This window comes from Mycobacterium sp. 1165196.3 (assembly GCF_001673415.1).
Classification (GTDB): Bacteria; Actinomycetota; Actinomycetes; order Mycobacteriales; family Mycobacteriaceae; genus Mycobacterium; species Mycobacterium europaeum_A.
This window is the reverse complement of sequence record NZ_LZLU01000152.1, coordinates 35,117-58,758: the sequence shown is the minus strand read 5'-3', so window position 1 is coordinate 58,758 and position 23,642 is coordinate 35,117. Positions and strand designations below refer to the sequence as shown.

At 64.1% G+C, this 23,642-nt stretch carries 24 protein-coding genes; 16 read left to right on the top strand and 8 right to left on the bottom strand.

Translation table 11 applies throughout. The annotated features are described in order from the left end of the window. Nucleotides 1–616: acyl-CoA dehydrogenase family protein (locus tag A5659_RS16830; RefSeq protein ID WP_197498040.1), on the bottom strand; the 616-nt coding region annotated here is incomplete at its 3' end. Between the two features lie 102 nt (nt 617–718). Between A5659_RS16830 and A5659_RS16825 the strand changes: the two genes are divergently transcribed. Next, the gene (locus A5659_RS16825) at nt 719–1,879 is read left to right on the top strand and encodes an acyl-CoA dehydrogenase family protein (RefSeq protein ID WP_067182728.1); all 1,161 of its coding nucleotides are present in this window, start codon (nt 719–721) and stop codon (nt 1,877–1,879) included. Here A5659_RS16825 and A5659_RS16820 read toward each other — a convergent pair. Then, nucleotides 1,868–2,665: a TetR/AcrR family transcriptional regulator gene (locus tag A5659_RS16820; RefSeq protein WP_067182725.1), complete on the bottom strand. Its 798-nt coding sequence runs from the start codon at nt 2,663–2,665 to the stop codon at nt 1,868–1,870. The genes A5659_RS16825 and A5659_RS16820 overlap by 12 nt on opposite strands. Before the next feature lie 288 nt (nt 2,666–2,953). On the opposite strand from A5659_RS16820, the gene A5659_RS16815 reads away from it, so the two are divergent. Further along, nucleotides 2,954–4,141 (top strand): amidohydrolase family protein, encoded by a 1,188-nt coding sequence (locus A5659_RS16815; protein WP_067182722.1) that lies wholly within the window; start codon nt 2,954–2,956, stop codon nt 4,139–4,141. A gap of 16 nt (nt 4,142–4,157) precedes the next feature. On the opposite strand, the gene A5659_RS16810 is transcribed toward A5659_RS16815, so the two are convergent. From A5659_RS16810 to A5659_RS16795, 4 genes are read right to left on the bottom strand one after another with little or no spacing between them, the layout of a single operon-like run. After that, entirely contained in the window at nt 4,158–4,982 is an 825-nt protein-coding gene (locus A5659_RS16810; protein ID WP_067182719.1) for an enoyl-CoA hydratase/isomerase family protein, read from the bottom strand. Between the two features lie 38 nt (nt 4,983–5,020). Then, nucleotides 5,021–6,091 (bottom strand): hydroxyacid dehydrogenase, encoded by a 1,071-nt coding sequence (locus A5659_RS16805; protein WP_067182716.1) that lies wholly within the window; start codon nt 6,089–6,091, stop codon nt 5,021–5,023. Nucleotides 6,092–6,119: 28 nt separating this feature from the next. Then, on the bottom strand, nt 6,120–7,235 hold the full coding sequence (locus A5659_RS16800) for a TauD/TfdA family dioxygenase (protein WP_067182711.1): 1,116 nt from the start codon (nt 7,233–7,235) through the stop codon (nt 6,120–6,122). A gap of 42 nt (nt 7,236–7,277) precedes the next feature. Further along, nucleotides 7,278–8,078 (bottom strand): HpcH/HpaI aldolase/citrate lyase family protein, encoded by an 801-nt coding sequence (locus A5659_RS16795; RefSeq protein WP_197498039.1) that lies wholly within the window; start codon nt 8,076–8,078, stop codon nt 7,278–7,280. A gap of 88 nt (nt 8,079–8,166) precedes the next feature. On the opposite strand from A5659_RS16795, the gene A5659_RS16790 reads away from it, so the two are divergent. After that, nucleotides 8,167–9,315: an acetyl-CoA acetyltransferase gene (locus A5659_RS16790; RefSeq protein WP_067182708.1), complete on the top strand. Its 1,149-nt coding sequence runs from the start codon at nt 8,167–8,169 to the stop codon at nt 9,313–9,315. After that, nucleotides 9,312–9,716, top strand: coding sequence for a Zn-ribbon domain-containing OB-fold protein (locus A5659_RS16785; RefSeq protein ID WP_067182705.1), 405 nt, complete (start codon nt 9,312–9,314; stop codon nt 9,714–9,716). The genes A5659_RS16790 and A5659_RS16785 overlap by 4 nt, the downstream gene beginning before the upstream one ends. Here the strand turns inward: A5659_RS16785 and A5659_RS16780 are convergent. Further along, the gene (locus A5659_RS16780) at nt 9,706–11,259 is read right to left on the bottom strand and encodes a class I adenylate-forming enzyme family protein (RefSeq protein WP_082976090.1); all 1,554 of its coding nucleotides are present in this window, start codon (nt 11,257–11,259) and stop codon (nt 9,706–9,708) included. The two genes, A5659_RS16785 and A5659_RS16780, sit on opposite strands and share 11 nt — an antisense overlap. Before the next feature lie 104 nt (nt 11,260–11,363). Between A5659_RS16780 and A5659_RS16775 the strand changes: the two genes are divergently transcribed. Then, the gene (locus A5659_RS16775) at nt 11,364–12,230 is read left to right on the top strand and encodes an SDR family NAD(P)-dependent oxidoreductase (RefSeq protein WP_067182698.1); all 867 of its coding nucleotides are present in this window, start codon (nt 11,364–11,366) and stop codon (nt 12,228–12,230) included. An 11-nt stretch (nt 12,231–12,241) separates the two neighbouring features. Here the strand turns inward: A5659_RS16775 and A5659_RS16770 are convergent, their stop codons facing one another. Then, nucleotides 12,242–13,075 (bottom strand): enoyl-CoA hydratase/isomerase family protein, encoded by an 834-nt coding sequence (locus A5659_RS16770; RefSeq protein ID WP_067182695.1) that lies wholly within the window; start codon nt 13,073–13,075, stop codon nt 12,242–12,244. A gap of 89 nt (nt 13,076–13,164) precedes the next feature. Between A5659_RS16770 and A5659_RS16765 the strand changes: the two genes are divergently transcribed. The 11 genes from A5659_RS16765 (at nt 13,165) to A5659_RS16715 (ending at nt 23,642) form a co-directional block, all read left to right on the top strand. Next, on the top strand, nt 13,165–14,421 hold the full coding sequence (locus A5659_RS16765; protein WP_067182692.1) for a hypothetical protein: 1,257 nt from the start codon (nt 13,165–13,167) through the stop codon (nt 14,419–14,421). Further along, nucleotides 14,418–15,224 (top strand): enoyl-CoA hydratase/isomerase family protein, encoded by an 807-nt coding sequence (locus A5659_RS16760; protein ID WP_067182689.1) that lies wholly within the window; start codon nt 14,418–14,420, stop codon nt 15,222–15,224. The genes A5659_RS16765 and A5659_RS16760 overlap by 4 nt, the downstream gene beginning before the upstream one ends. A gap of 15 nt (nt 15,225–15,239) precedes the next feature. Beyond that, nucleotides 15,240–16,499 (top strand): acyl-CoA dehydrogenase family protein, encoded by a 1,260-nt coding sequence (locus tag A5659_RS16755; protein WP_067182686.1) that lies wholly within the window; start codon nt 15,240–15,242, stop codon nt 16,497–16,499. Beyond that, nucleotides 16,496–17,311, top strand: a complete 816-nt coding sequence (locus A5659_RS16750) for an enoyl-CoA hydratase/isomerase family protein (RefSeq protein WP_067182683.1) — start codon at nt 16,496–16,498, stop codon at nt 17,309–17,311. The genes A5659_RS16755 and A5659_RS16750 overlap by 4 nt, the downstream gene beginning before the upstream one ends. Further along, nucleotides 17,308–18,108, top strand: coding sequence for an enoyl-CoA hydratase/isomerase family protein (locus tag A5659_RS16745; protein ID WP_067182680.1), 801 nt, complete (start codon nt 17,308–17,310; stop codon nt 18,106–18,108). Before A5659_RS16750 ends, A5659_RS16745 begins: the two co-directional genes overlap by 4 nt. Beyond that, nucleotides 18,105–19,568: a class I adenylate-forming enzyme family protein gene (locus A5659_RS16740; RefSeq protein WP_067182677.1), complete on the top strand. Its 1,464-nt coding sequence runs from the start codon at nt 18,105–18,107 to the stop codon at nt 19,566–19,568. Before A5659_RS16745 ends, A5659_RS16740 begins: the two co-directional genes overlap by 4 nt. 363 nt (nt 19,569–19,931) lie before the next feature. Beyond that, a complete protein-coding gene (locus A5659_RS16735; protein ID WP_067182737.1) occupies nt 19,932–20,591 on the top strand; it encodes a hypothetical protein in 660 nt (219 codons plus the stop codon). Between the two features lie 96 nt (nt 20,592–20,687). Next, nucleotides 20,688–21,032, top strand: a complete 345-nt coding sequence (locus A5659_RS28570) for a hypothetical protein (protein WP_067182674.1) — start codon at nt 20,688–20,690, stop codon at nt 21,030–21,032. Between the two features lie 52 nt (nt 21,033–21,084). After that, the gene (locus A5659_RS16725; protein WP_231997853.1) at nt 21,085–21,636 is read left to right on the top strand and encodes an SDR family oxidoreductase; all 552 of its coding nucleotides are present in this window, start codon (nt 21,085–21,087) and stop codon (nt 21,634–21,636) included. After that, complete coding sequence (locus tag A5659_RS16720; RefSeq protein WP_067182667.1) at nt 21,633–22,391, top strand: SDR family NAD(P)-dependent oxidoreductase; 759 nt, start codon at nt 21,633–21,635, stop codon at nt 22,389–22,391. Before A5659_RS16725 ends, A5659_RS16720 begins: the two co-directional genes overlap by 4 nt. A gap of 66 nt (nt 22,392–22,457) precedes the next feature. Next, a complete protein-coding gene (locus tag A5659_RS16715) occupies nt 22,458–23,642 on the top strand; it encodes an amidohydrolase family protein (RefSeq protein WP_082976089.1) in 1,185 nt (394 codons plus the stop codon).

The window sequence follows — 23,642 nt, the reverse complement described above, 5'->3', positions numbered from 1 at the left end:
TTCGGCGCCGTCGCGGCTTCCGCCGTTGATCGTCACCGTCGGATGCTGGCCCGGCCCCGGACTGAACTCCCTCCGCGAGCACGATGGGCTCGTTCTCAATCGATATGTCCGCCAGCGGCATTGATCCCAGGTTCTTCACCGCCGTGCGGTTCTTCGCGATCGGCGCCGCCAACAGTCGTCCATCCACCAAAGCGATCACATGGTCCGCCACGGCACCGGCGGGCACCAACCTCAACCTCCCACCGCGCTCGGCGCGTGGCGCAAACGTGACCAGCTGATCACCGGCGACAACGGTGCTCAGCAGCCCCGCGCCCACGTCGCCGGACTGGGCCAGCAGTCGCACGGCAACCTGCGCTTCAATTATGGGCGCGGACGCGACGGCGCGGCCGAACTGCTCGGCAATCAGCGCAAGCTCCAGTTCGGAGGCGCCCCATTCGCCGGCCGCCTCACCAACCGCCATCTCCACCGCCCCAGTCTCCTGTAACGCTTTCCACAGCTTGGGATCGAAGCCCAACGGCTCGGCCGCCCGGACTCGCTCCGAGGTCGACTCGCGCGCAAAAAGCGCGGCGAAGGAATCCACCAACTGTCTCTGTTCGCCCGTTAGGCTCAGGTCCACTGTTGTCGTCCGATCACGAGCGGATATGTTTACTCTCAAAATCGAGATTAGCATTCCCGTTCATACGGTCCGGGATGCTCGTCGACAGATTGGCGTACGCACATGCACTTTCAGCTCGATGGAGATACCGCGAGATACCGCGACGGGATCCGCGCCCACCTTCAGGACGTGTTGACTCCCGAATTCGAGGAGCGCATCTATAACAACGGCGTCGCGCACGATGATGCGTTTGCGAAAGGCCTTGTCAGCAAAGGCTATTTTGCGCCTGCCTGGCCTGTCGAGTTCGGTGGGCAGAACCGTAACGCATGGGATGACCAGGTCCTCAAAGAGGAGCTCATGCGTTTCGACGCACCGGTGTACCTCTCCGAAACCACCAGGATGGTGGCGTCGATCATCCGCGAGGTCGGCACCCCGGCCCTGAAGGATCGCATCCTGGCAGGTGCGATCAGCGGCGAGATCACCATCGCCCTCGGCTTCACCGAGCCGGAATGCGGATCGGACGTCGCAGCGGCCGCCACCAAGGCCGTTCGGGACGGTGACGAGTGGGTGATCAACGGCTCCAAGATGTTCACCACCAACGGTCACATCGCCGACTTTGTGTTCCTACTCGCGCGCACGAACCCGGACAAACCCAAACACCAGGGCCTAACCATGTTTCTGGTGCCGTGTGACTCCGATGGCTTTGCTGCACAAGCCGTATGGACCCTTTCCGGCGAACGGACCAACATCACCTTCTACAGCGATGTCCGCATTGGCGACCAATGGCGGATCGGCGAGGTCGATGGTGGATGGCAGGTGCTCGGTCTGTCCTTGCAAGATGAGCACGCATCCGGGTGGGGCCCGCATCTGATTCGGTTGCTCGACCATGCCGAGCATTGGGCCACCACCAGTCGGGCCGACGACGCCTACCCGCCCATCGTGAAAACCGATGTTCGGCGCCGGCTCGCCCGCGTCGCAATGGAGGCCGAGGTGTCGATGCTGTTGCAACGGCGGTGCGTGTGGATGCACGAACAGGGTGATGTACCGGTGGCCGAGGGACCAATGTCGAAGGTCTTCAGCACCGAGGCGCTCGAACGCGCAAGTCAGGACATGTTCGAACTCATCGGCACCGACGCCTTACGCAGCTACCTCGAGCCGACCGCCCCCGAACGCGGCCGATTCGACCACTCATTGCGATTCTCGTTGGGCACCACGATCTATGCGGGTACCAGCGAGGTCCAGCGCACGATCATCGCCCAACGTGGGCTCGGTCTACCCCGTTAGTTTCTTTGGCCGTCCGGCCCGACTGGTCGACCTCGCACGGGGGTCTGCCTTGCGCGCAGGCTTGGCCTTGACGTCCTGGACAGGCGGTGAGACAGCCTGCTTGCACCACGCCCACAGTTGGTCCTCGGTCAGCTTCGGACTCTTACCGCCGAGATGGAAGACCCCAATTTGAGCGAGGGCGGTGAGTGTGGTGTTCAGCAGCGTAGTCAGCTGCGCTGGCGTCAGGTCGGTGCGGACCAGTCCGGCGCGTGCACATGACGTGATGATCTTGGTCAACAGTTTCAGGTGCGGCTCCCACACCTTGGCGAAGTCGTCCGGCCGCTCGATTTCTAGGCTGAGGTTATAGATCGTCATGACCCGGCCGCCGACCGCTTCCGACGACTCGGCGCGGGATAGCACTCCCCGGCAGAATGCCTCGAGTTGCTCCATCGGACCGTCGGCCGCTGCAACATCCTGCCGGATATCCTCGGTGAACTGACTCGTGACGTTCTCGTAAAGCGCCAACATCAGTTCTTCTTTGCCGGCGAAGTGTTGGTAGAACGCCCGCAGGCTCAGATTCGACCTGTCGATGAGCGTCTGGATCGTGAAATCGGCTTTACCCGACTCCTCTACCAATTCGAGCGCCGTGGCCAAAAACCGCGAACTGCGGGCCAGGGCACGCGCTCTGGCGGTGCTCAACCGCCGTTCGATCGTGCGTTGCTGCCACGTGCCCGGCAGATCGACCTCGTTATCGACTAGTTCTAAGCCGGTTTCGACGTTGCCACCGGCAGGCTTCTTCGTAGGCATAATGCGGTAAGAATACGCGCCCGGAACGGAAAACGTGCGATCTACCTACACGTGTATGTTGATTCTCACTGCGCGTAAGCGCTTGTTGTCGACTGGACCGAACCCTTCGACGACCGCAGGCGCCGCGGGCGTCCCTCGCAGTGCCTCGCCGGGCGTCGCTGGCGACGGGTTGGCGCGACGCCCGGGCGCGCGGCCGATCTTTGATGCGGTACCGTGGAAACGGTCATTCTCATTTATGATCATGCCCCGCACATCGAGCCCGCGGACCGTTGTCGAAGGAGAGCAGCCTTGAGCGCAGATATCCTAATCGTCTCGCCGGACGACCATCTGGTGGAGCCGGCCGATCTGTGGACCAGCCGGCTTCCAGAGCGTTATCGGGACATCGGCCCGCGGATCGTTCGCACCCGCGGGCGCATGGATCCGTCTGTCACGTCCGACGTCGCATTCGTCGAGGACGACGAGGGCCGCGACGCGGACATCTGGCGCTACGAGGACGCGGTCATTCCCATCCCACTCATCAGTGCGGCCGCCGGCTACGAAATCGACGAGCTCACCACCGACCCGATCACCTACGACGAAATGCGGCCCGGCTGCTTCCGTCCGGCGGATCGCCTCGCGGACATGGACGTTGCCGGCATCGAGGCCTCGGCCTGCTTCCCCAATACGCTCGTCCGGTTCTGCGGTCAACGCTTCCTGTACGGCAAAGACAAGGAACTCGCCAAGCTGTGCGTCGAGGCATACAACGACTTCCAGATCGACGAGTGGGGCGGTAGCTCGAACGGTCGGCTGATTCCGCTCGGCATCATCCCGCTCTGGGACGTCGAACTGGCCGCGAAGGAGGTGGACCGGGTCGCCGCCAAGGGCATGCACGCCGTGTGCTTCTCCGAGCTGCCCTCTCGTCTCGACCTGCCGTCGATTCACAGCGGTTACTGGGACCCGTTCTTCGCCGCCTGCGAGCGGAACCAGGTGGGGATCATGCTGCACATCGGATCGAGTTCTTCACTCACCAAATCCTCCCCAGACTCTCCCCATGTCGTGACGAGCGCACTGATGGCGGTCAATTGCACGATCGCCCTGGTCGACTGGCTATTCTCCGGCAAGCTCAAGCAGTTCCCCGACCTCAAGCTCGCTTTCGCCGAGGCGCAAGCGGGTTGGATCCCGTACTACCTGCAGCGGGTCGACGAGGTATGGGAGGACCGGCGAGCGTGGGGCGGGATCCATCCCCTGCTGACCGAGCCGCCGAGCACCCAGGTACCCGGTCGAGTGTGGTTCTCCACCTTCGGCGATCCGGTCGCCTTCCGCATCCTTGATCTGGTCGGTGAGGACCAACTCATGTTCGAAACCGACTACCCGCACAACGACACGAACTGGCCACACAGCACCGAGGTCGCCAACAAGGCGACGGAGGGACTCGACGAGGCAACTAAGCGAAAGGTGCTGTCCACCAACGCGAAGAATTTCTTCGGGATGCTGTAGCGCGCCCGCCCCAGCGCTACAGTGCTTTCCATTCGGGTTTACGCTTCTCCAGGAAGGCGCGCGGACCTTCGACGGCATCTTTCGTCAGGGCCACCTTCATCCGGTAGTTCTCGGCAAGCAGCTCTGCCTCATAGATCGGCATCGTCAGCCCCTTGCGCACCGCCATTCGTGAACCCCTGACCGCCAGTGGCGCATTCGAATTCACTACATCGGCGATCTCCCAGGCGCGGGCCATGAGCGCGTCGTGCGCGACCAACTCGGTGAAGACACCCAGGTCATAAGCGCGCTGCGCGTTGAGCCTTTCGTGCTTGCCCATCAAAACCAACCGCATTGCCACCGGCAGCGGAAGCACACGGGCGAGCCTGACCCCTTCACGACCCGACGTCACGCCGATGCTGACATGCGGGTCCATCAATGTCGCACGCTCGGACGCGATGGTGATGTCCGCCGTGGTCACGAGGTCCAGTCCCGCACCACAGGCGATGCCGTTGACCGCGCAGATGATCGGCTTGGTCATCTGCAACCATGGCGGCGTGGCCTCCTGTGGCGCATCCCATTGCCGCATCGAACTGAGAATTGGTTCTCCCTGATTATCGATTCCCGCCGCGTTCTCCATGTCATGGTCGGCGGCCTTGTTGACATCCGCCCCGACACACAACGCGCGGCCGGCGCCCGTGATGATCACCGTCCAAATGTCCCGCGAGCGTTCGATTTCCGCGTAAGCTACCTCCAGCTCGGCGATCATCTCGTCGTTGATTGCGTTGAGCACCTCAGGGCGGTTGAGAGTCACACACGCGGTATGACCCTCAACCTCGACCTCGATCGTGTCATATTGCGTCACCTTGTCAGGGCCCCTCTCTCAAAGCCTATGCGGCTTGGCTAAGTAGCAACGCGGGCAGCGGGATAAATGCCCAGGATGTCGTGGAAGCGTTCGCAGTACCGCGGCCAGACATCAGGGTTCAGCAGGCGTGGCGGGATGCGGCCATCAAAGATCGTCTGCCATTGCGTCGCGGTCGCAACAGCGATGTCCCGCGCGGCTTCCACGGTGATGCCCGCGGTGTGCGGTGTTGCCACGACGTTGTCGAGCTGAAGCAGCGGGTTGTCCTGGCGGGGCGGCTCTTCGTGAAACACGTCGAGGCCTGCTCCGGCGATTCGACCGCTGCCCAAAGCTTCCAACAGCGCCGCCTCGTCATGGACGGGCCCGCGCGCCGTCGTGATGAAGAAGGCGGTCGGCTTCATCGCGGCGAACTGCGTTCTGCCGATGAGACCGCGCGTTTCGCTGGTCAGAGGGCAGGTCACCTGTATGAAGTCCGAATGCTCGACCAGCTCGTCGAGCGTCACCAGCTGCACACCGCGAGACTGTGCGGCCGCCTCGTCAAGATAAGGGTCGACCACAAGCACCTCCATGCCGAACGGCGCGCACAGCTCGACGAGCCGGCCCCCGATGGCACCGAGCCCGACGACGCCGAGGGTCTTGCCAAACAGCTGACTGCCACGCAACGAAAGCCGATCACCGAGCGGACCGCGCCTCAATACCCGGTCGGATTGGGTGATCTTCTTGGCTAGATCAATCATGAATCCCAGCGCGTGCTCGGCCACCGCCTCCGCTCCCGGCCCGGAGTTGTTACACACCGCTATGCCGGCGCGAGTGCACGCATCGACATCGATGACGTCATAGCCGGCGCCGGCCGAACACACGGCAAGTAGAGACGGGCAGCGCGCGACCAATGCCTTCCCGGCCAGCCACTGTGCCCCCTCAGCGACCGCAGCAACGTCGGTTCGCGTGGCGACTTGATAGCCATGCGCGGACTCCAGTGCCGCCCAACCTAATTCGGGGGGTGCGGTGAGATCGAGCTTGACGACGTCGATGCCGGAACCTTTTAGGACCTCCCCAGCAGCGGGGTCGGTCCACCGCTCGACGACCAACCGCGGTCGTAGCGCGTGGGTCATCTCCCCGGCGCGCCGTTCGCGCCGCTGGTCATGGTCGCGCCTTCGGCTTGGCTTGGGCAGCCTTGAACATGTCGGCCAGCGCGGGGTCGACGTTGCGGTAGTCGTTGCGCGCGATCGTCCCGTCGCGGCCCGGCACCACGTCGTATCCGAGCCGCAGATCCTTGTTTTCCATGTGGAAGTACTCACGCCCGATCGGCAGCCGCCGATCCTGCTGCGGGACCTCCATCCAGGCGCGCAGGAAGCACCGGGCCTTCTTCGGGTCGTTGCTGCTGACGAAGTCGGACCGGGAGTGGCACATCGCGAAGTTGTTGGCCACGGCCGCTTCCCCGGATTCCAAACGGAATTCGACCTGTTGCTCGACGAGTATGTTGCGGAGCAGCTCGATGGCCTCTTCTTGTTTCGGGGTGAATTCGCGCCCGAGGGTCTTCATCGCCGGCAAGATGCTGCTGTAGGTGAAGTTGATGCAGATTCGCCCGTTGACCTGCGAGAAGACCGGGACATCGTAGGGGGTGACATCGGGCTGGTCATCCGGCTGTTCGCTGCGCCGATGGTGCGGAAAGCCTTGATACAGCACGTCCAGCAGGTCGGGGCGTTCGGCCAGGATGCGGTTGTGTGCGGCGGGGCCGCTGGCGAACTGGCTTTCACCGCCCTGGGCCGCCGGGTAGACGCACAGCAGGGACAGGATGTCGGCGGCGTCGTTGTGCATGGCTAGTTCGGCGCGAGATTTCGTGCCCCGGGCAGGTTGAACTCCGCCGGGCAGGATCTCTTCCTGGACGCGCACCATGCGGTGACCAAACGAATTGTTCGACACCAGATAGCCGAGATGCGTGCAGAACGCCCAGTAAATGCGCTCGAGGTCTTCGATCGAGTGCTGCTCGACGGGAAACCCCCGCACGCAGGCCAGGCCTTTCCCGAACATCAGGTCCTGGTAAAGCCGTGCCAGATCGTCGTCGAGGTCGGGGTGTCGCGCGTCCTCTGGCGTGATGTCGTCGCGGTCCTTCTTCGCAGTCTTGGACAGGATCGATTCCAGCGCAGCCACATTGCGGGCGGACAGATCGAAGGCGAAGTCATCCTTGCTCGCGAAGTCCGCGCCCGTCCACGCCATTGGGTCGGTGACACGTTCGGTGTAGATGGCGGTCGGCATCCGGTCCTCCTGTTGTATTGGCTTCGCTTGCGGCTATCGATGTCATTCATCACCCGCGTTCTCCCTGCGGCCCGTGAGCCCACGGAGTGCTTGCGCGCGGGTTGTGGCCGCCTCGGTCATCATCGCGACGTCGGTCCCCGCCGAGATGAACCGCAACCCCAGTCCCACGAACCGATTCAGCAGATCAAGGGACTTTATTCCGGCTATCCCGAGCGCCACGCCGTGACCACGACAAGCCGCCGCAACAGATTCTACTGCATCCCGGAAATGACCATTCTCATACTGTCCGTGGATACCCATTTCGGCGGTCAGATCACTGGGGCCGAGGAGGATCATATCGATGCCCTCGACGGAGGCGATGGAATCAGCCGCTCGGACAGCCTCCGGGGTCTCGATCATCACGGCCACGACTGTGCGTCTCTCGAGTAACTCCACCAGTTGCGGCGCCGGCCGTGGTTGGTATCCACTGACAGCGTTGGGGCCCGAGATAGAACGATGGCCGATTGGCGGGAACCGCGCGGCGTGGACGACCTTCTGCGCTTCCTTTTTCGAATTGACGTGCGGCACAATGACTCCTACCGCGCCGCCGTCCAATACTCGTGCGATCAGGCTGGGTTCTTGCGACGGCACCCGCACCAGGCCGGATATCCCCGCCCCAAGCGCGCCCGCGCACAGCATCTGCGCGGTATCGAGGGACGTCGAGGTGTGCTCGAGATCGATATAAACGGCGTCGTAACCACATGCCGCCACCACGCCCGGAACGTCAGGGGTGCGCGAATTGAGCAGCGCCAGGCACAACACAAGCGCATCACCCCGCAACGCCTCGCGCAGCGTCGTCGTCATAGGCACACGGTAGCGGACTGAGAATAACGTTTCCACAATATCGCAATGGTCATTATCGGCCGCCACGTCGATGTGATAACCATTAGCTATGCCGTCGAACCGCGTCGCCATCGTGGGTGTGGCCCTGTCCGAGTGTGGCCGCGTGCCCGACAAGTCCGCAATGGCTCTGATGGCCCAATCCTCGCGGCTCGCGGTCGCCGATGCCGGGCTCACGAAGGAGGACGTCGACGGTTTCGGCGGACACGGAACGTTACTCCCCCCCGCCGAGGTCAGCGAGTACCTCGGTCTGCAACCTACCTGGGTCGACGCAACCAATGTCGGTGGATCCTCATGGGAGGTGATGGCCGGTCATGCCGCCGCCGCGATCGCGGCCGGGGAAATCGACGTCGCCCTGTTGACCTATGCATCGACCGCACGCTCCGACGTCAAGCGGCAGCTACGCGCGTCGGCTGCTGCGATGGGCACCGGCGGCGCACTGCAGTACGAGGCGCCGTACGGCGCGACCCTGATTGCCAAGTACGCCATGGCGGCCAGGCGCCACATGATCCAATTCGGCACCACCGTCGAGCAATTGGCCGAAGTCGCCGTCGCGGCACACGAGTGGGCGGCCATGAACGAGAACGCCTTTGAGCGAGACCGCATCACCGTTGCGGACGTCGCCGCGGCGCCCATGTTGGCAGATCCGTTCACCTCCAAGCATGTCTGCCTGCGCACAGACGGTGGCGGTGCCATCGTGCTTGCCAACGAGCACGTGGCCAGAGATTGTGCAAAGGAACCGGTTTGGATTCTCGGCACAGCCGACGCGACGTCGCACGTAAGCATGAGCCAGTGGCCCGATTTCACCACATCGCCGGCGGCACGCTCGGGCCCAGCGGCTTTCGCGCGTGCCGGCGTCAGCCCGGCCGACATCGACGTGTGCCAGCTCTACGACTCGTTTACCTCCACCGTCTTGCTGACCGTGGAAGACCTGGGCTTCTGCGCCAAGGGCGATGGGGGGCAGTTCATAGAGTCCGGCGCGCTTCGCCCGGGCGGGGCGCTCCCGACCAACACCGACGGCGGCGGTCTGGCCTCGTGTCACCCCGGTATGCGAGGAATGTTCCTCATGGTGGAGGCGGTGCGGCAATTGCGGGGGGAATGCGGCCAACGCCAGGTCAGCGATGCCAGGCTGGCTTGCGTCCACGCGATGGGTGGGTTCTTCACCCACAGCGCCACAATGATTCTCGGGAGGCAGCGATGACAGCTCCTGATCGGCCCGCAATCGACGCCGACGGCCAAGCATGGTGGTCCGCGACCCAGGACCGCCGGCTAATGGTCAACACCTGCCGGTCCTGCGGTCAAGCATCGCTGTACGCCCGGCCGTTCTGTCCGCACTGTTGGCACGATGACGTTGAATTGATCCAGGCCACCGGTCGCGCGCGGCTCTACACATGGAGCGTCATTTACAAAAACGCCGCCCCGTTTGACGCACGCACGCCGTACGTGCTGGCGATGGTGGACCTCGAAGAGGGACCCCGACTGATGACGGTCGTGGAGAATTGCCGCGCCGAAGAGCTGCGCGGAGACATGAATTTGGTGGTCGCCTTCCGCGAGGACGACGACGGATTCGTCGTCCCGGTGTTTCATCCTGCTACTGGCTAGTCTTGCGCGGCAGGCTCTTTGCACTGGTAATCGCGAGACGGTCGGCGAGCAGTCGGTGGCGACCAGCCGACCGCGCGTCGAGTTTGGTGCGATCGACCTTGCCGTTGGCGTTGACAGGAAGCGGCTCGTTCCACAGCACCAGCTCCTCAGGCAGCTTGTATTTCGGCAGCCCCTCCCCGACGAGGGCCCGGGCAACTTCGGCAAGCGAGATCTCCATGCCAGGTTCGAGGACGACGGCGATAGCTAATCGCTCACCAGTGGTGGCGTCGGGGACAGAGTAGGCGGCACACTCACACACGCCCTCCATTCGCGATACTGCCTCCTCCACTTCGACGGCCGGAATCTTCAGCCCATTGCGAATCACGATGTCCTTGATCCGGCCGACGATCCGGACCCGACCGTCGACAAGCTCTGCCACGTCTCCGGTGCGGAACCACTCGCCCTCGAACGCGACTTTGTCGTCCTCGGCATCGGTGTAGCCGAGAAATGTGTGCGGGCCCTTGACGCAGCACTCGGTCGGGTCGGCGAGCGAACCGACCCGTACCTCGACCTCGCCGAGGGCGACTCCATCGTCGGCATGACGTATGTCCCGGGGCTCGGTCCGCAAGCCGGACGTGCTGATCGGGATCTCCGAGGACCCGTAGGCGCGCATGACGACGATGCCGAAATCGTCTTCGATGCGTTCCACGATCCGACGGTCCAGCATCGTGCCGCCCAAGTACACCGCGCGCAACGAGACGACGGCGTCGCGTACCACGGCCTCATCGAGCATCCGGTCCAGCAGCCGGTCGGGTCCCCCGTACCACGTCGCACCCGACGTGACCAGCAGGTCGCAGGTCGCCGTCGCGTCCCAGCGATCTTCGAGAATCACCGGTATGGCGAGCATCGGACCGATAAACAGCGCTTGCAGTACCCCGGTGACCGATGCGAGAGGGCTGATCAGGAAGATCCGGTCGTCCGAAGCGAGCCCCGCCGCGGCGATGTAATTCGCCGACGCCTTGGCCAACGTGCTCAGCGAGTGGATCACGCCCTTGGGCCGAGACGTGGTACCCGACGTGTACAGCACAAAGCACGGCTCATCGGCCGAGCGCACCGGCCGCACTGGCCGGCAGGCCCCCCTCTGGGCGCCGTCACCGATTTGGATCCAGCGACAACGCCCGGACAATTCCGGCTCGGTGATCTTCGCCCAGTTTGGCGCCGCGCCGAATTGTGCACCGGCGCGCGTGAGAATGTCGGCCACTTGGGCGGGTCCCGCACTGCGCGGCGCGAGCAGTACCACCGCATCGATTCGCAGCGCTGCGTGGACCGCCACCACGGAGCCCACGTCGTTACCGACCACCAGGACGATCGCGCTGCCCGGAGCAACGCCGGCATCGACCATCGTCAGAGCAGCCGATTCGATGCGCTCGTCCAGTTCACCGTAGGTCAGTTTGGTGCCTCGATCCGCCACGGCAAGCCTGGTGGGGTGGCGCGCCGCGGTGGATCGCACCACGTCGATCGGCTCCGCTGACCAGAAACCGGCCGCACGGTAGCGGGCCCGCAGTTTTTCGGCTCGCTGGTGCGCATGCCGTAGCAGCTCGGTCGAGCCGGTCATGGGTCCTCCGATGCAAATGATCGTTCTCGATTAGGTAAATGTAACCTCTCCCCATGCATGCAATGACTTTCGACAACCAAGTAGCCATTGTCACCGGGGCCGGCGGCGGACTAGGCCGGTGCCATGCTATCGAGCTCGCCCGGCGCGGCGCCCGGGTCGTGGTCAACGACCTGGGCAGTTCGGTGGACGGCAGCGGGGCGTCGACATCGGCGGCCCAAGCCGTAGTGGACGAGATCACCGCGGCCGGGGGCACCGCTATCGCCAACGGCGACTCGGTAGCCACCGAGGAGGGTGGCGCCGCAATCGTGACGGCCGCGATGGATGCTTTCGGCCAAGTCGATGTGTTGGTGAACAACGCGGGAATTCTGCGCGACGCCGCGTTCAAGAACATGACCGCCGATCAAGTGGACGCCGTCATTGCCGTGCACCTCTCCGGCGCGTTCAACGTCACTCGCGCGGTGTGGCCGGTCATGCGGGAGAGAAATTACGGCAGAATCGTTCAAACAACCTCGGGCACTGGGCTTTTCGGCAACTTCGGTCAGGCCAACTACGGCGCCGCCAAGATGGGCCTGGTCGGCATGATGCACGTTCTCGCCATCGAAGGTGCCCGCAACGGCATCGCCGTCAATGCCATCGCCCCCATAGCGCGGACCCGAATGACGGAAAACATCATGGGCGACGCCGGCAAGGCCATGCATCCCGAGCTCGTCACCCCCGTTGTCATCTATCTGTGCCATCGGTCCTGCGACCGCACCGCACACATTTACTCGGTGGGAGCAGGCAAAGTGTCGCGGGTGTTCATCGGTGTCACCAAGGGAATCGAGGACACATCGCTGACCGCCGAGTCGGTGGCCTCGTCGATCGACGAGATCGACAACAGCGATACGTTCACCATCCGCGGCGGACCCACCGGAGGCTGACGCGGCCGAGCTCAGCGGCCGAGGAATCTGGCCTTTCGGCGCTCCGCGAAGGACGCGAGACCTTCCTGGAGGTCCGCGGTGCGCGACACCACCTCCTGCGCCCAGGCCTCCTGCTCGAATGCGCGGTGGCGATCCGACTCCGACGACACCGACAGCAGCCGCTTGGTCAGCGACAACATCACCGTCGGCCCGGCGGCCAAGCGGCGCGCGAGTTCCTCGGCGACCGCGTCGGTGCGCTCCGGCGGGGCCACGCGGTTGACAAGACCCAGCCTCTCACAGGCGGCCGCGTCGACCGGCTCCCCGAGCATCAGCAATTCCGTCGCTTTGCGCAGGCCGACGATTCTCGTCAGGAGGTGGATGGCTCCGGAATCCGGCAGGATCCCGCGATGCACAAACGCCTCGACAAGCCTTGCCTCCGTTGACATGACGACCAGGTCGCACGCCAGGACCAGGCTTGCCCCAGCGCCCGCGGCTGTGCCGTTGACCGCGGCGATCACCGGCTTGTCGCAGTCGAGAATGGATGCGACCAGCCGCTGCCAGCCCTGCTGAAGCATCCGCGCGATGTCACCCGGACGCTTTTGTACCGGCTCGACGGCAGCCCGGTCGCCCGCCGGTTGCGGTGCGAGTCCAGCACCGGCGCAGAAGTGTCGGGTGCCGCTGGCGCTCAACAGCACCGACCGGACGGCAGGATTCTCATCGGCCCGCACGAAGGCCTCGGTCAACGCGTCACGCGCCAACGGCGACAACGAGTTTCCCACTTCTGGGCGATCTATCGTCACCCGTGCGACACCGTCATCGCCGATTGCCCACTCAATTCCGGATGCTTCAGCTGACATCGCGTTCACCCCTGCGTTAACGGCATTTCCGTTTTTCGGGTATCTTAATTTCCACCTTGTCCGGGCTACGACGCGGGCCACAACGAGGAGGCAATCCGATGGGGCAGACGGGCCTGATCACCGATGAGGGATTGGCCAGGTTGCGGGCTACCATCGGCATCGCCGTCCCGCACACGCAGCCGCCGCACTACTATCGCCCCAACGCGGACACGTTTCGCCACGTCGCCGAAAGCTACGGTGACGCGAACCCGTTGTGGGCCGATCCGGAATACGCCGCGAAGTCTGTGTGGGGAGAGTCTGTGGCCCCACCCGCCCTGGTCGGCGGCGACACGCTGATCGGCGAGGACGAAGTCACGACACTCTCCGACGAGGACCGCGCGCTGACCAAAGGCGACCCACTGCGCGGGGTACATGCCTTTTACGCCTCGTCGGCTCGCGAATGGTGGGCGCCGCTGCGTGCCAACCGCCGCGTGTACCGGCGCAATGCCTTGGTGGCCGCGCTCGACAAGAGCAGCGAGTTTGCCGACCGCGCCATCCACGAGTGGTCCGCCCAGGTATTTCGCGACGACGAGGGCACGATTCTGGGTGGCCAGTACCGCAACATGATTCGTACCGAACGCAGCAAAGCACGGGGCCGAAAGAAGTACGAGACCGTCGAGCTCAAGAGGTGGACCGCCGACGAGATCGCCGAACTCGACGAACGCTACGCGCGCGAAAGTGCCCGCGGCGCCGACCCGCGGTGGTGGGAGGACGTCGACGAGGGCGACGAGGTGGGGCCATTGACGAAGGGCCCACTGACGGTCACCGACATGGTCTGCTGGCACGTTGGCATGGGTACCGGCATGTACGGTGTGCGTCCACTTCGATTGGCGTGGCGTAATCGCCAGCGCATCCCGCGGTTCTACACGCCCAACGAATACGGAGTCCCCGATGCCCAGCAGCGGGTGCACTGGGAACCCGACGCCGCACGCAACGCCGGCAACCCCACCACGTTCGACTACGGCCGGATGCGCGAGACGTGGTTGATTCACTTGTGCACGGACTGGATGGGCGACGATGCCTGGCTGTGGAAGCTCGATTGCGAGTTTCGCCTGTTCAACTACGTTGGCGACGCCCACATGGTCACCGGCACCGTGGTCCGCAAGTACCTCGCCGACGGCGAACGGCCCGCCGTCGACCTCGATCTCGCGGCGACCAACCACCGCGGCCAGATCACCGCGCCGGGCCACGCGACCATCCTGTTGCCCAGCCGCGAGCGAGGACCCGTGCGTCTGCCCGACCCGCCGGGCGGAGCGGCCAACCTGAGTGAACTGCTGACCGCCGTCACAGAACAGTTCGCCGAGCTGAGCACATGAGTTACCGCAGTGTTCCAGGCCTTCTGGCCGAACAGCAGGGCCCGATCCTGCGGCTGACCCTCGACCGCGCCGACCGCCGCAATGCCGTCGACGACGTCATGCTCGACGCGATGATCGCCCATCTTGCCGACGCCGGCATCGACGAATCGGTACGGGTCATCAGGATTGACGCCAACGGCCCGGACTTCTGCGCGGGCGCGGATCTGATCGCCAACAACGCGAAATCCGAACGCAAACCACGCGTGGGCAGCACGCAACGCCGCTTACCGAACAAGGCCAATCGGCTGATTCCGTTGCTGCTTCAGACCCAGGTGCCTATCGTCGCCATGGTCCGCGGTTGGGCGACCGGGCTGGGGTTCCACATCGCGCTGGCATCGGATTTCTGTGTCGCCGCCGACGATGCCCGGTTCTGGGAACCCTTCATGGCCCGCGGCTTCACGCCCGACAGCGGCGCGGCGTGGTTACTGCCACGCCTCATCGGATTGGTACGCACCAGACAACTGCTGATGCTGGGCCAGAAGATCACCGGAGCCACCGCGGCCGAATGGGGCATCATCCACGGCGCCTACGTATCCGATGAATTGCCCTCGGTCACAGAGCAACTCGTCAGAGAGCTGGGTGAAGCGCCCACGGTTTCACTCGGCCTGACCAAGTGGTTGCTGCACAGCGGCAACGGCCTCGACCTCGACCGGCATCTCCAGAACGAGGCGCTGGCGCTCGAACTATCCAGCAGGAGCGAGGATTTCAAGGAGGGCCTGGCCGCCTTCCGCGACAAACGCGGTGCAGAATTCACGGGCCGCTGAAATGTTGACAAGACCATGACACAGCTAGCCATCACCCACGACACACCGGTCGATGATGCGGTCACGGTAGTGCGGCAGTGGATCGACGCCGAGGTTCCGCCTGCGTGGCGTTCGGCCGCCGCCGAGGGTCCTGCGGCACTGCGGGCTGTGCGCAGCCCGGCCGACTACCGCCGGTGGTATCCGAAATTCGCCCGAGCTGGCCTGGTGGCACCTACCTGGCTCCCGGAACACGGCGGCCTCGGCGTCGGCAACGACGTCGCCCGCGCCATCGAGGGCGTGCTTGCGCCGCTGCGGCTCCCCCGACTCAACCCACTGGGGCTCAACAACGCCGCCGCCGCACTGTTCAGTCACGGGACAGAGGAGCAACGCCGACGCTTCCTCCCACCGATCGTGCGTAACGAGGAGAAGTGGTGCCAGTTGTTCAGCGAGCCGGGAGCAGGCTCGGATCTCGCATCGCTCGCCACCAAGGCCGTACGCGACGGTACAGGAGACGCTGCAGACTGGGTGATCTCCGGCCAGAAGGTATGGACCACGTGGGCCGACGAGGCTGATTTCGCGATCTTATTGGCGCGGACGGATCCTAACCGGCCCAAGCACCAAGGCATCACGTACTTTCTGCTGGACATGCGCCAGCCGGGTGTCGAGGTCCGGCCGCTCCGCCAGATCACCGGCGGGGCCGAATTCAACGAGGTCTTCCTCGACGGGGCGCGGGTGCCCGACGCTCACCGCGTCGGTGACATCAACGATGGCTGGCGCGTGAGCGCATCGACGCTGTCTAGCGAGCGGCAGATGGTTTCCGGCTCAGGCTCGGGAGGCATGGGCCGCCTCGGTGGCTCGAGCGCCGAGCGGCTGATCACCCTCGCCCGGGAGACGGGACGGTGGGCCGATCCTGTAATCCGCCACAAAGTGATGCATCTGTGGGCCCAAGAGCAGGTTCGCGGTTGGACCAATGAGCGTGTGCGCGCCGCACTTTCAGCGGGTAAGTCACCCGGCGCCGCGTCGTCAATCGGCAAGGTGCACCAGGCGACGCTCAATCAGCAGATTCAGGATCTCATGGTGGACCTACTGGGCACGGCGGCGGTCGCGTGGCCTATCTCCGAGGACGACGATGCTCTGCCACGAGACGTTCACGGCATGCTGCGCAGCCTCGCCAACGGTACCGAGGGCGGCACCACCGACATCAATAAGAACATTCTCGGCGAGCGCGTGCTCGGGCTGCCCAAGGAGCCGGACCCGTGGAAGGGCAAGCCCTGGAAGGACATCCCGCGCTCATGAACGCGTACCAGCGTCTGGTGGTGGAAAAGTCCGACGACGTCGGCTGGCTTATTCTGAACCGGCCCGACACGGGCAACGCCTTCGATGCGCTGATGCTCGACGAGCTCGAGGCGGCCTGGGCCGACCTCGATGCCGATCCTGACGTCCGTGTGATCGTCAACGCCGCCAACGGCACAGCGTTCTGCACCGGAATGGATGTGGTGCAGGTGGCACGTGACAAAGAGGCGATGCGCCGGCACTCCCGCCGAACCAGGGATGCCGAGCTGAAGATCTCATCGTGGCATTGCGGGGTGTGGAAACCGGTGATCGCGGCCGTAAACGGGGTCTGCGCGGGCGGTGGTCTGCATCTGGTCGCTGACGCCGACATCGTGATCGCCGCCGAAGAGACCTGGTTTGTCGACCCGCACGTATCGCTCGGACAGGCCGTCGCCTACGAAGCCATCACACTGCTGCGCAAGTCCCCCATGGAGACGATTACCCGAATGGCGTTAAGCGGCAGGGACGGACGCATCTCGGCGCAGCGCGCTTACCAGCTGGGCATTCTCTCCGAGGTGGTTCCGTCCGGCCAGCTTCGCGAGGCGGCAGGCCGTCTCGCCGCGGCCATTGCCACCAATTCGCCGACCGCGATGCGGGCCACCAAGAAGGCGCTGTGGCGTTCGATGGAGGTCGGCATAACGCAGGCCCGCAACGACGCGGCAGAGCAGATCTGGCGGCTGCGAAACCACCCCGACCACGCAGAGGGTGTTCGGGCGTGGCGCGAGAAGCGCACGCCGCAGTGGCGACCGCTGGCGGACCCGGCGGAGGTTTCATGACATACCAGAGGCTCATCGTTGAGCGACGCGGACCGGTCGGCTGGATCATCAACGACCGGCCGGATCGGCTCAACGCCTACGACGCCGTGATGCGCGAGGAATTCCCCAGGGCCTGGGCGGAATTGAACGTCAACCCCGAGGTCCGCGTCATCGTGCACACCGGAAACGGTCGGGCTTTTCAGGTCGGTGCCGATGTCGAGGATCTCGACGGAGAGGCCGTGGTGCAGTTCCAGGAGACCATGCGCACACTGGATTTGAAGCTGAGCGCCTGGCACTGCAATGTCGAGAAGCCGGTCATCACCGCCGTCAATGGGGTTTGCGCGGGCGGCGGGTTGCATTGGGTGGCCGACGCCGACATCGTAATCGCGTCTTCGGACGCCAGCTTCGTCGATCCGCACGTCTCAATCGGTCAGGTCAGCGCTTTGGAGACCATCGCCCTGATGCGCAAGATGCCGGCCGAGGCCGTGCTGCGGATGGCGCTGGTGGGCAGCCACGAACGGCTCAGCGCCCAGCGCGCCTACGAGCTGGGCATGATCAGCCAGGTCGTCGACCCACCCGACAAGCTGCGAGAGGTTGCCCAGGAGCTTGCCGAAAAGATCGCCAAGAACTCGCCCGCGGCGATGCGTGCCACCAAGCGGGCACTATGGGGCGCGCTGGAATACGGCCTGACGGATGCGTGCCGCGAAGGCGCCAAGCACCTGACGTCGATGTGGGGACATCCGGACCAACACGAGGGCCCGATTGCCTTCGCGGACAAGCGAACTCCGAACTGGGCTCCGTTGGAGGCCGATTCGTGAACCTCGCAGAGCTGCTGGCTGGCCTACCCGATATTGCGGTGCACACGGTGAATACCGATGTCTCACGCGATGAGCTGTCGGCCAGCGCCGAAAGACTCGCAACACTGCTGACCGACACCGGGGTGTGCCCGGGACAGGTGGTGGCCGCGATGCTACCCAACGATGCGACGACCATCGCGGCACTGTTCGGCACGTGGCGCGCCGGTGGCGTCTACACACCGCTGAACCCCAGGGCGGCCGACGCCGAGATCGTGACCCAGCTCGAGACACTCCGTCCCGTGGCTATTGTCACGACGCCTGCACTCGCACCCCGGTGTTCGGCGTCCGAAGTTTCGGTCATCGTCGGCGACGCATTGGCGTGGGCCAGGACGGCCAGACATGACCCGCCGACCGACGCGCGGTCCTACGATGGCGATGTCGCGTTGCTGCAGTTCACATCCGGCACTACGGGGCCGCCAAAGCCGGTGCCCCTGCGTCACACCACCGTGCTCGATCTGATCGACCGGCTGCTGGCCAAACTCCGTGGCGGAAAATCCGCCTCCGCATCCGCGTCAGCCACACCGAAACGGGCGCCGATGCCAAACCTGGTGCCGTTATCGTTGTCGCTGTGGGCCGGCATCTATCAGGTCCTGTTCGCCTTCCGGGCCGGCTCGGCCGTCGTTCTCATGGACCGGTTCTCTCCGTCGGATTTCGCGGCACTGGTCCGGCGGCACCAATTGCGATCCACAGTCCTACCGCCCGCGGCGCTCACCATGGTTCTGCACGACGACTCGATTACTGACTTGTCACCGCTGAAGATCGTGCGGTCGATCACCGCTCCCCTGTCGCCCGTTCAGGCGGGCCGATTCCGGGACAGGTTCGGAGTGATCGTGCTGAACTCCTATGGGCAGACCGAACTCGGGGGAGAGGTGGTGGGCTGGTCGGCCGCCGATGCCCGCGAGTGGGGAGAAACCAAACTCGGATCGGTGGGACGGCCGCTGCCCGGCATTGACGTGACCATCGACGACAACGAGGTGATGGTACGGACACCGACAACAGCGGCCCGCAACATCGATCCAGCCTTCCTCGACCGGCTCACCGACGACGGCTGGTTCCGCACCGGTGATCTGGGCTGGTTCGACGACGACGGCTTCCTGTGGCTCGACGGCCGAGTCTCAGACATGATCAATCGCGGTGGCCTCAAAGTATTTCCCGGTACCGTGGAGGACGTGCTGCTGGCTGCTGACGGCGTGCGGGAAGCAGCCGTCGTGGGGATACCGGACGAGCGACTGGGCGAAGTGCCCTGGGCGTTCGTGGTCAAAGGCGACGAGTCGATCTCGGAAGACGGTCTCGTGTCGTGGTGCCGGGCGCGCCTGACGCCCTACCGCGTCCCCGTGCGGGTGATCTTCGTCCAGGAGCTGCCGCGCAACGATGTCGGCAAGGTGGTCAAACGCGAACTGGCAGCGCTCGCAGGCGTCTGACTCCAGTCCGATGCGGCATCCGCTTCGGAAACGGCTGTTCTCAATACTGAGAGTGATGTTAACGTTTGATGCAAGTCATCGCTTCGGCAGGAGGATCCGATGTGGCAGGAACTGGTTCGAATGGCGGTGACCTGGGTCGCGATGTGCGGGCTGGTCGCCTTCTTTTACTGGATGCTGGCCAACATCGGCACGTTCTGATAAGCGCGGGAGACGCAGTGGACGAGCAGGATCGACGGCGGAAGCGTGGCTTGATCGCGTTTCAGATCTTTATCTACGGAGTACTGATCGCGATGTTTGCCATCCAACTCCAGATGTATCTCACGAGGGATTGGTGAACAGATGGGTGCCACACAATCGCTCGGCATGGACGAGCATGAGACGCAAACCCGAGATGTGCAATGGCGCGCGGATCGATGGTGTATCGCAGGTACAGCGCTCATGGGCACTCTCGTCCTCGGTTTCGCCGGCCTGCCGCTGTTTTGCCGCGGCATTTATCTGCTGAGAAAGGCGCAGCACGAGGGCATTTCGGTGCGGCCAATGATGGTCACGCTCATCGGATACGTCATCATCCTCGACGCCGCACTCAACAGCATCGGCTGGGCGCTTGATCTTTTCGCCAACCACGCTTTGATCACCCGCACGGTCTTCACTGCGTGGGGCAATCTGATCGACGCGGGCTACTTCTGGCACTACAACGAACTCTGGATCGGTGGAGCCAGCGCGCCCGGCGAGAAGGCCTGGGTTCTGGTCTGCGTGTTGATCGTCTTCCCCATGCGCATCGCGGCCGCCATCGGTCTGCTTCAAATGAAGCGGTGGGGGCACCAATGGACGATCGTGACGTGTTGGTTCGGAGTGGTCGTGTGGACGGGTTACATCTTCAACATGACGATGTACGCCGACGTGCGCTATGCGGCGGTCGGGCTGCCGGTTCTCGGATGGTGGGCATTCAACATCTTCTACGTGACGCCGTTCCTCGCCATCCCTTATCTGCATACCGTCAACCGAGAGATCTTTACCGACTAGCGCTGATCAGAGAGGACCGTGGTGTCTAATTCCACTGCCGAGACGGAAGATTCGGTTGAACCGTTGCCGGTCGGGACTACCCCGACGTGGGCGCGAATGCACAAATGGCTCAAGCGTGGGCTGTACGTCTGCCTGTTCGGGCTAGTCATCGAGGGCTCGTTGACCGTCCCGGTGATAGCGGTCTGGTACGGCTGGCCGACTCTCTCACTAAGCGAGATTTGCAGCGAGCTCATGAAGGTGCGTTTCTCGGACGACAAAGTCGAATGTCAACAGCCCTACCCAATCGGCGGTCCTCCCTTTGGCGGAGCTCCCGAAGCGGCCGGGCAACATACGGCGCACGACGACTGGGGCATTCAGCCGAAGCCCCGATACGTACGTATCGGGTTCAGAGAACTGGTGAAGATTCACGATGAACGCATAGCGCGCCAATCGAGCCGGTGACATGGCTCCGTCCGCAGTCGTTTTTGGCCCGTCCTGCAGCTTGTCGCGCAGGTTGGCAGGCAAACTCGACGCGACCGTCGCCGAACCGGAACAGACGCTGCCGCCGGATATCACCAACGCAGTAGTCGTCGGTAGTGATCCTCCCGCACAACTGTGCGATGCGGCCGCACTTAGTGGCGAAGATTGGGACCGCACAGTCGATCAAACGATGTGGTGCGCGCTGACCGCGCTCCAACGAGCACGGTCCGCATTCGAATCCAAGGGCGGACGAATCGTTGTTGTCGTGCCGACGATCGGCATGGCGGGAGCAGCCCAACTGGTGGCCTACACCACCGCACTGGAAGGCATCCGGGCGATGGCCAAATCCGCAGCGCGCCAATGGCTGCCGGAGGGAATTTTTGTCAACCTAGTCGCGGCTCCCTTGCAGTTGTTCGCTCCTTCGATGGGCGCGGCGACCGCACATCTCACCGCTGCGGTGTCCCATGACGACCCGGCGCTTCTCCACTCGGTTGTCGAGGCGGTGACGTTTCTCTTGCGCTCCGACATCGGCCACGTGCTGGGTGAGACGATCGTCGTCGACGGAGGGGCGCTGATGCTGCCATGAGCCTGCGTGGTCTGACGACGCTGGTGACGGGTTCGGGCGCCGGCCTCGGCCGTGGCATCGCACTGGCTCTCGCGGCGGCCGGTGCACACGTCGTCGTCGCGACCAGATCCGAGGCGGGGTCCGCCGTCGTCGACGAGATCACCGCACGTGGGCATGACGCAACGTGGGCACGATGCGATGTGACCGACAGCCAAGCGGTCGCCGGCGCAATCGATCTGTCGTTGGCGACCACCGGGCGACTCGATGCGGTTGTGCACAATGCCACGAGCAACGCATCGAGCCAGCCACACCAACTGGCTGATGTCGATCGTGCCCTGTGGGTGGCCCACTACTCGGTGTCATTGGGCGGAGCCCACCACTGTGCCGCGTCCGCATTTCCCGCTTTGCAGAACCGGGGCGGAACATTCCTGGTGATGACCTCGCCCGCCGGCATCGAAGGCAGTGCGACACTGCCCCTCTACGCCACGATGAAGGGAGCGTTACGCGGATTCGCCAAGAGCCTCGCGCGGGAGTGGGCCCCTCACCGCATCACGGTGAATGTGGTTTCACCGCTTGCCTATTCACCCGCAATGACCGCGGCGATCGAGGCCGAACCGGCGATGGGAGAACGGCTGGCACGCCGAATCCCGTTGGGACGCATCGGAGACGCTGAGCGCGATGTCGGTTCGGCCGTCGCGTTCCTCGTCGGCCCCGCCGCACGCTACGTCACCGGACAAACGCTAGGTGTCGATGGTGGCCATTTCATGAACCTCTGAGCCCGTTCTCTAAAGGATACCACCATTGGCTATGATCGAGAATCGATATTCTCACACATGCTGGAGGTGCTGGTGAGCGACGACAATGCGTTCGAGGTGTGGGACGCCGACAACCATATGTACGAGACCATTGACGCCTACACGCGGTATCTACCCGAGAAATACTCCGCGGCGCTGAAATTCGTCGACGTCAACGGCCGCAAAAAACTGCAGATCCTCGGGGTTGTCACCGAATGCATTCCGAACCCCACGTACGAAGTGATTCCCACGCCGGGGGCGTGGGCCGACTACTACCGCGGGATCAACCCGGAGGGCAAGACGCTGCGGGAACTCGCCAACCCGATCCGCTGTCCCGACGAGTTCCGGCGTCCCGACCTACGCCTGGCGCTGATGGACCGCCAAGGTGTCGACGGTGCCGTGATGTTCCCGACCACCGCGGGCATGCTCGAGGAACGCACGAAGTCCGACACCGAGCTCACCCACGCGGTGACCCACGCGTTCAACCGCTGGCTGCTCGACGACTGGACGTTCAACTATCAGAATCGGATCTTTGCGGTGCCGGCGATCTCGCTCAACGACCCCGCGAAGGGGGTCGAAGAGCTCGAATGGTGCCTGGACAACGGCGCCAGGACGGTGCTGATCCGGCCGGCGCCGGTGCCGCGCGAAGACGGCACCTCGCGCTCGCCGGCGCTGCCCGAGTTCGACGACTTCTGGCGGTTGGTCGAGTCGTCGGGCATCTCGGTTCAGATGCACAATTCCGACGCCGGCTACGACCGCTACCTCTCGGATTGGGAGGGCGGCAACGAGTTCCAGGGCTTTCAGTTGACGAAGTTCCGCGGCTTCATCTACGAGGAGAGCCGCCACATCTTCGACACCCTCGCGGCATTCATCGCTCACGGGGTGTTCGAGCGCTTTCCGGGCCTGCGTATCGGCGTGGTCGAGAACGGCGGGTCGTGGGCGCAGCGGCTGATGGATGTGTTCGATCGGGTGTACCGCAAAAAACCGCGGGAGTTCAGCGAGCACCCCTGCGATGTCTTCCGCAGGCATGTGTGGGTCAACCCCTTTCACGAGGAGGACATGTCCCACCTCGTCGACATTCTCGGCGCGGACCGGGTGATGTTCGGATCGGACTACCCGCATCCCGAGGGACTGGCCCACCCAGCAGATTTTGTCAAGGAACTCGGAGACCTCCCGGCAGCCACGACGGCACGAGTGATGGGCGGCAACCTCAAAGAACTCATCGGCCTTTAG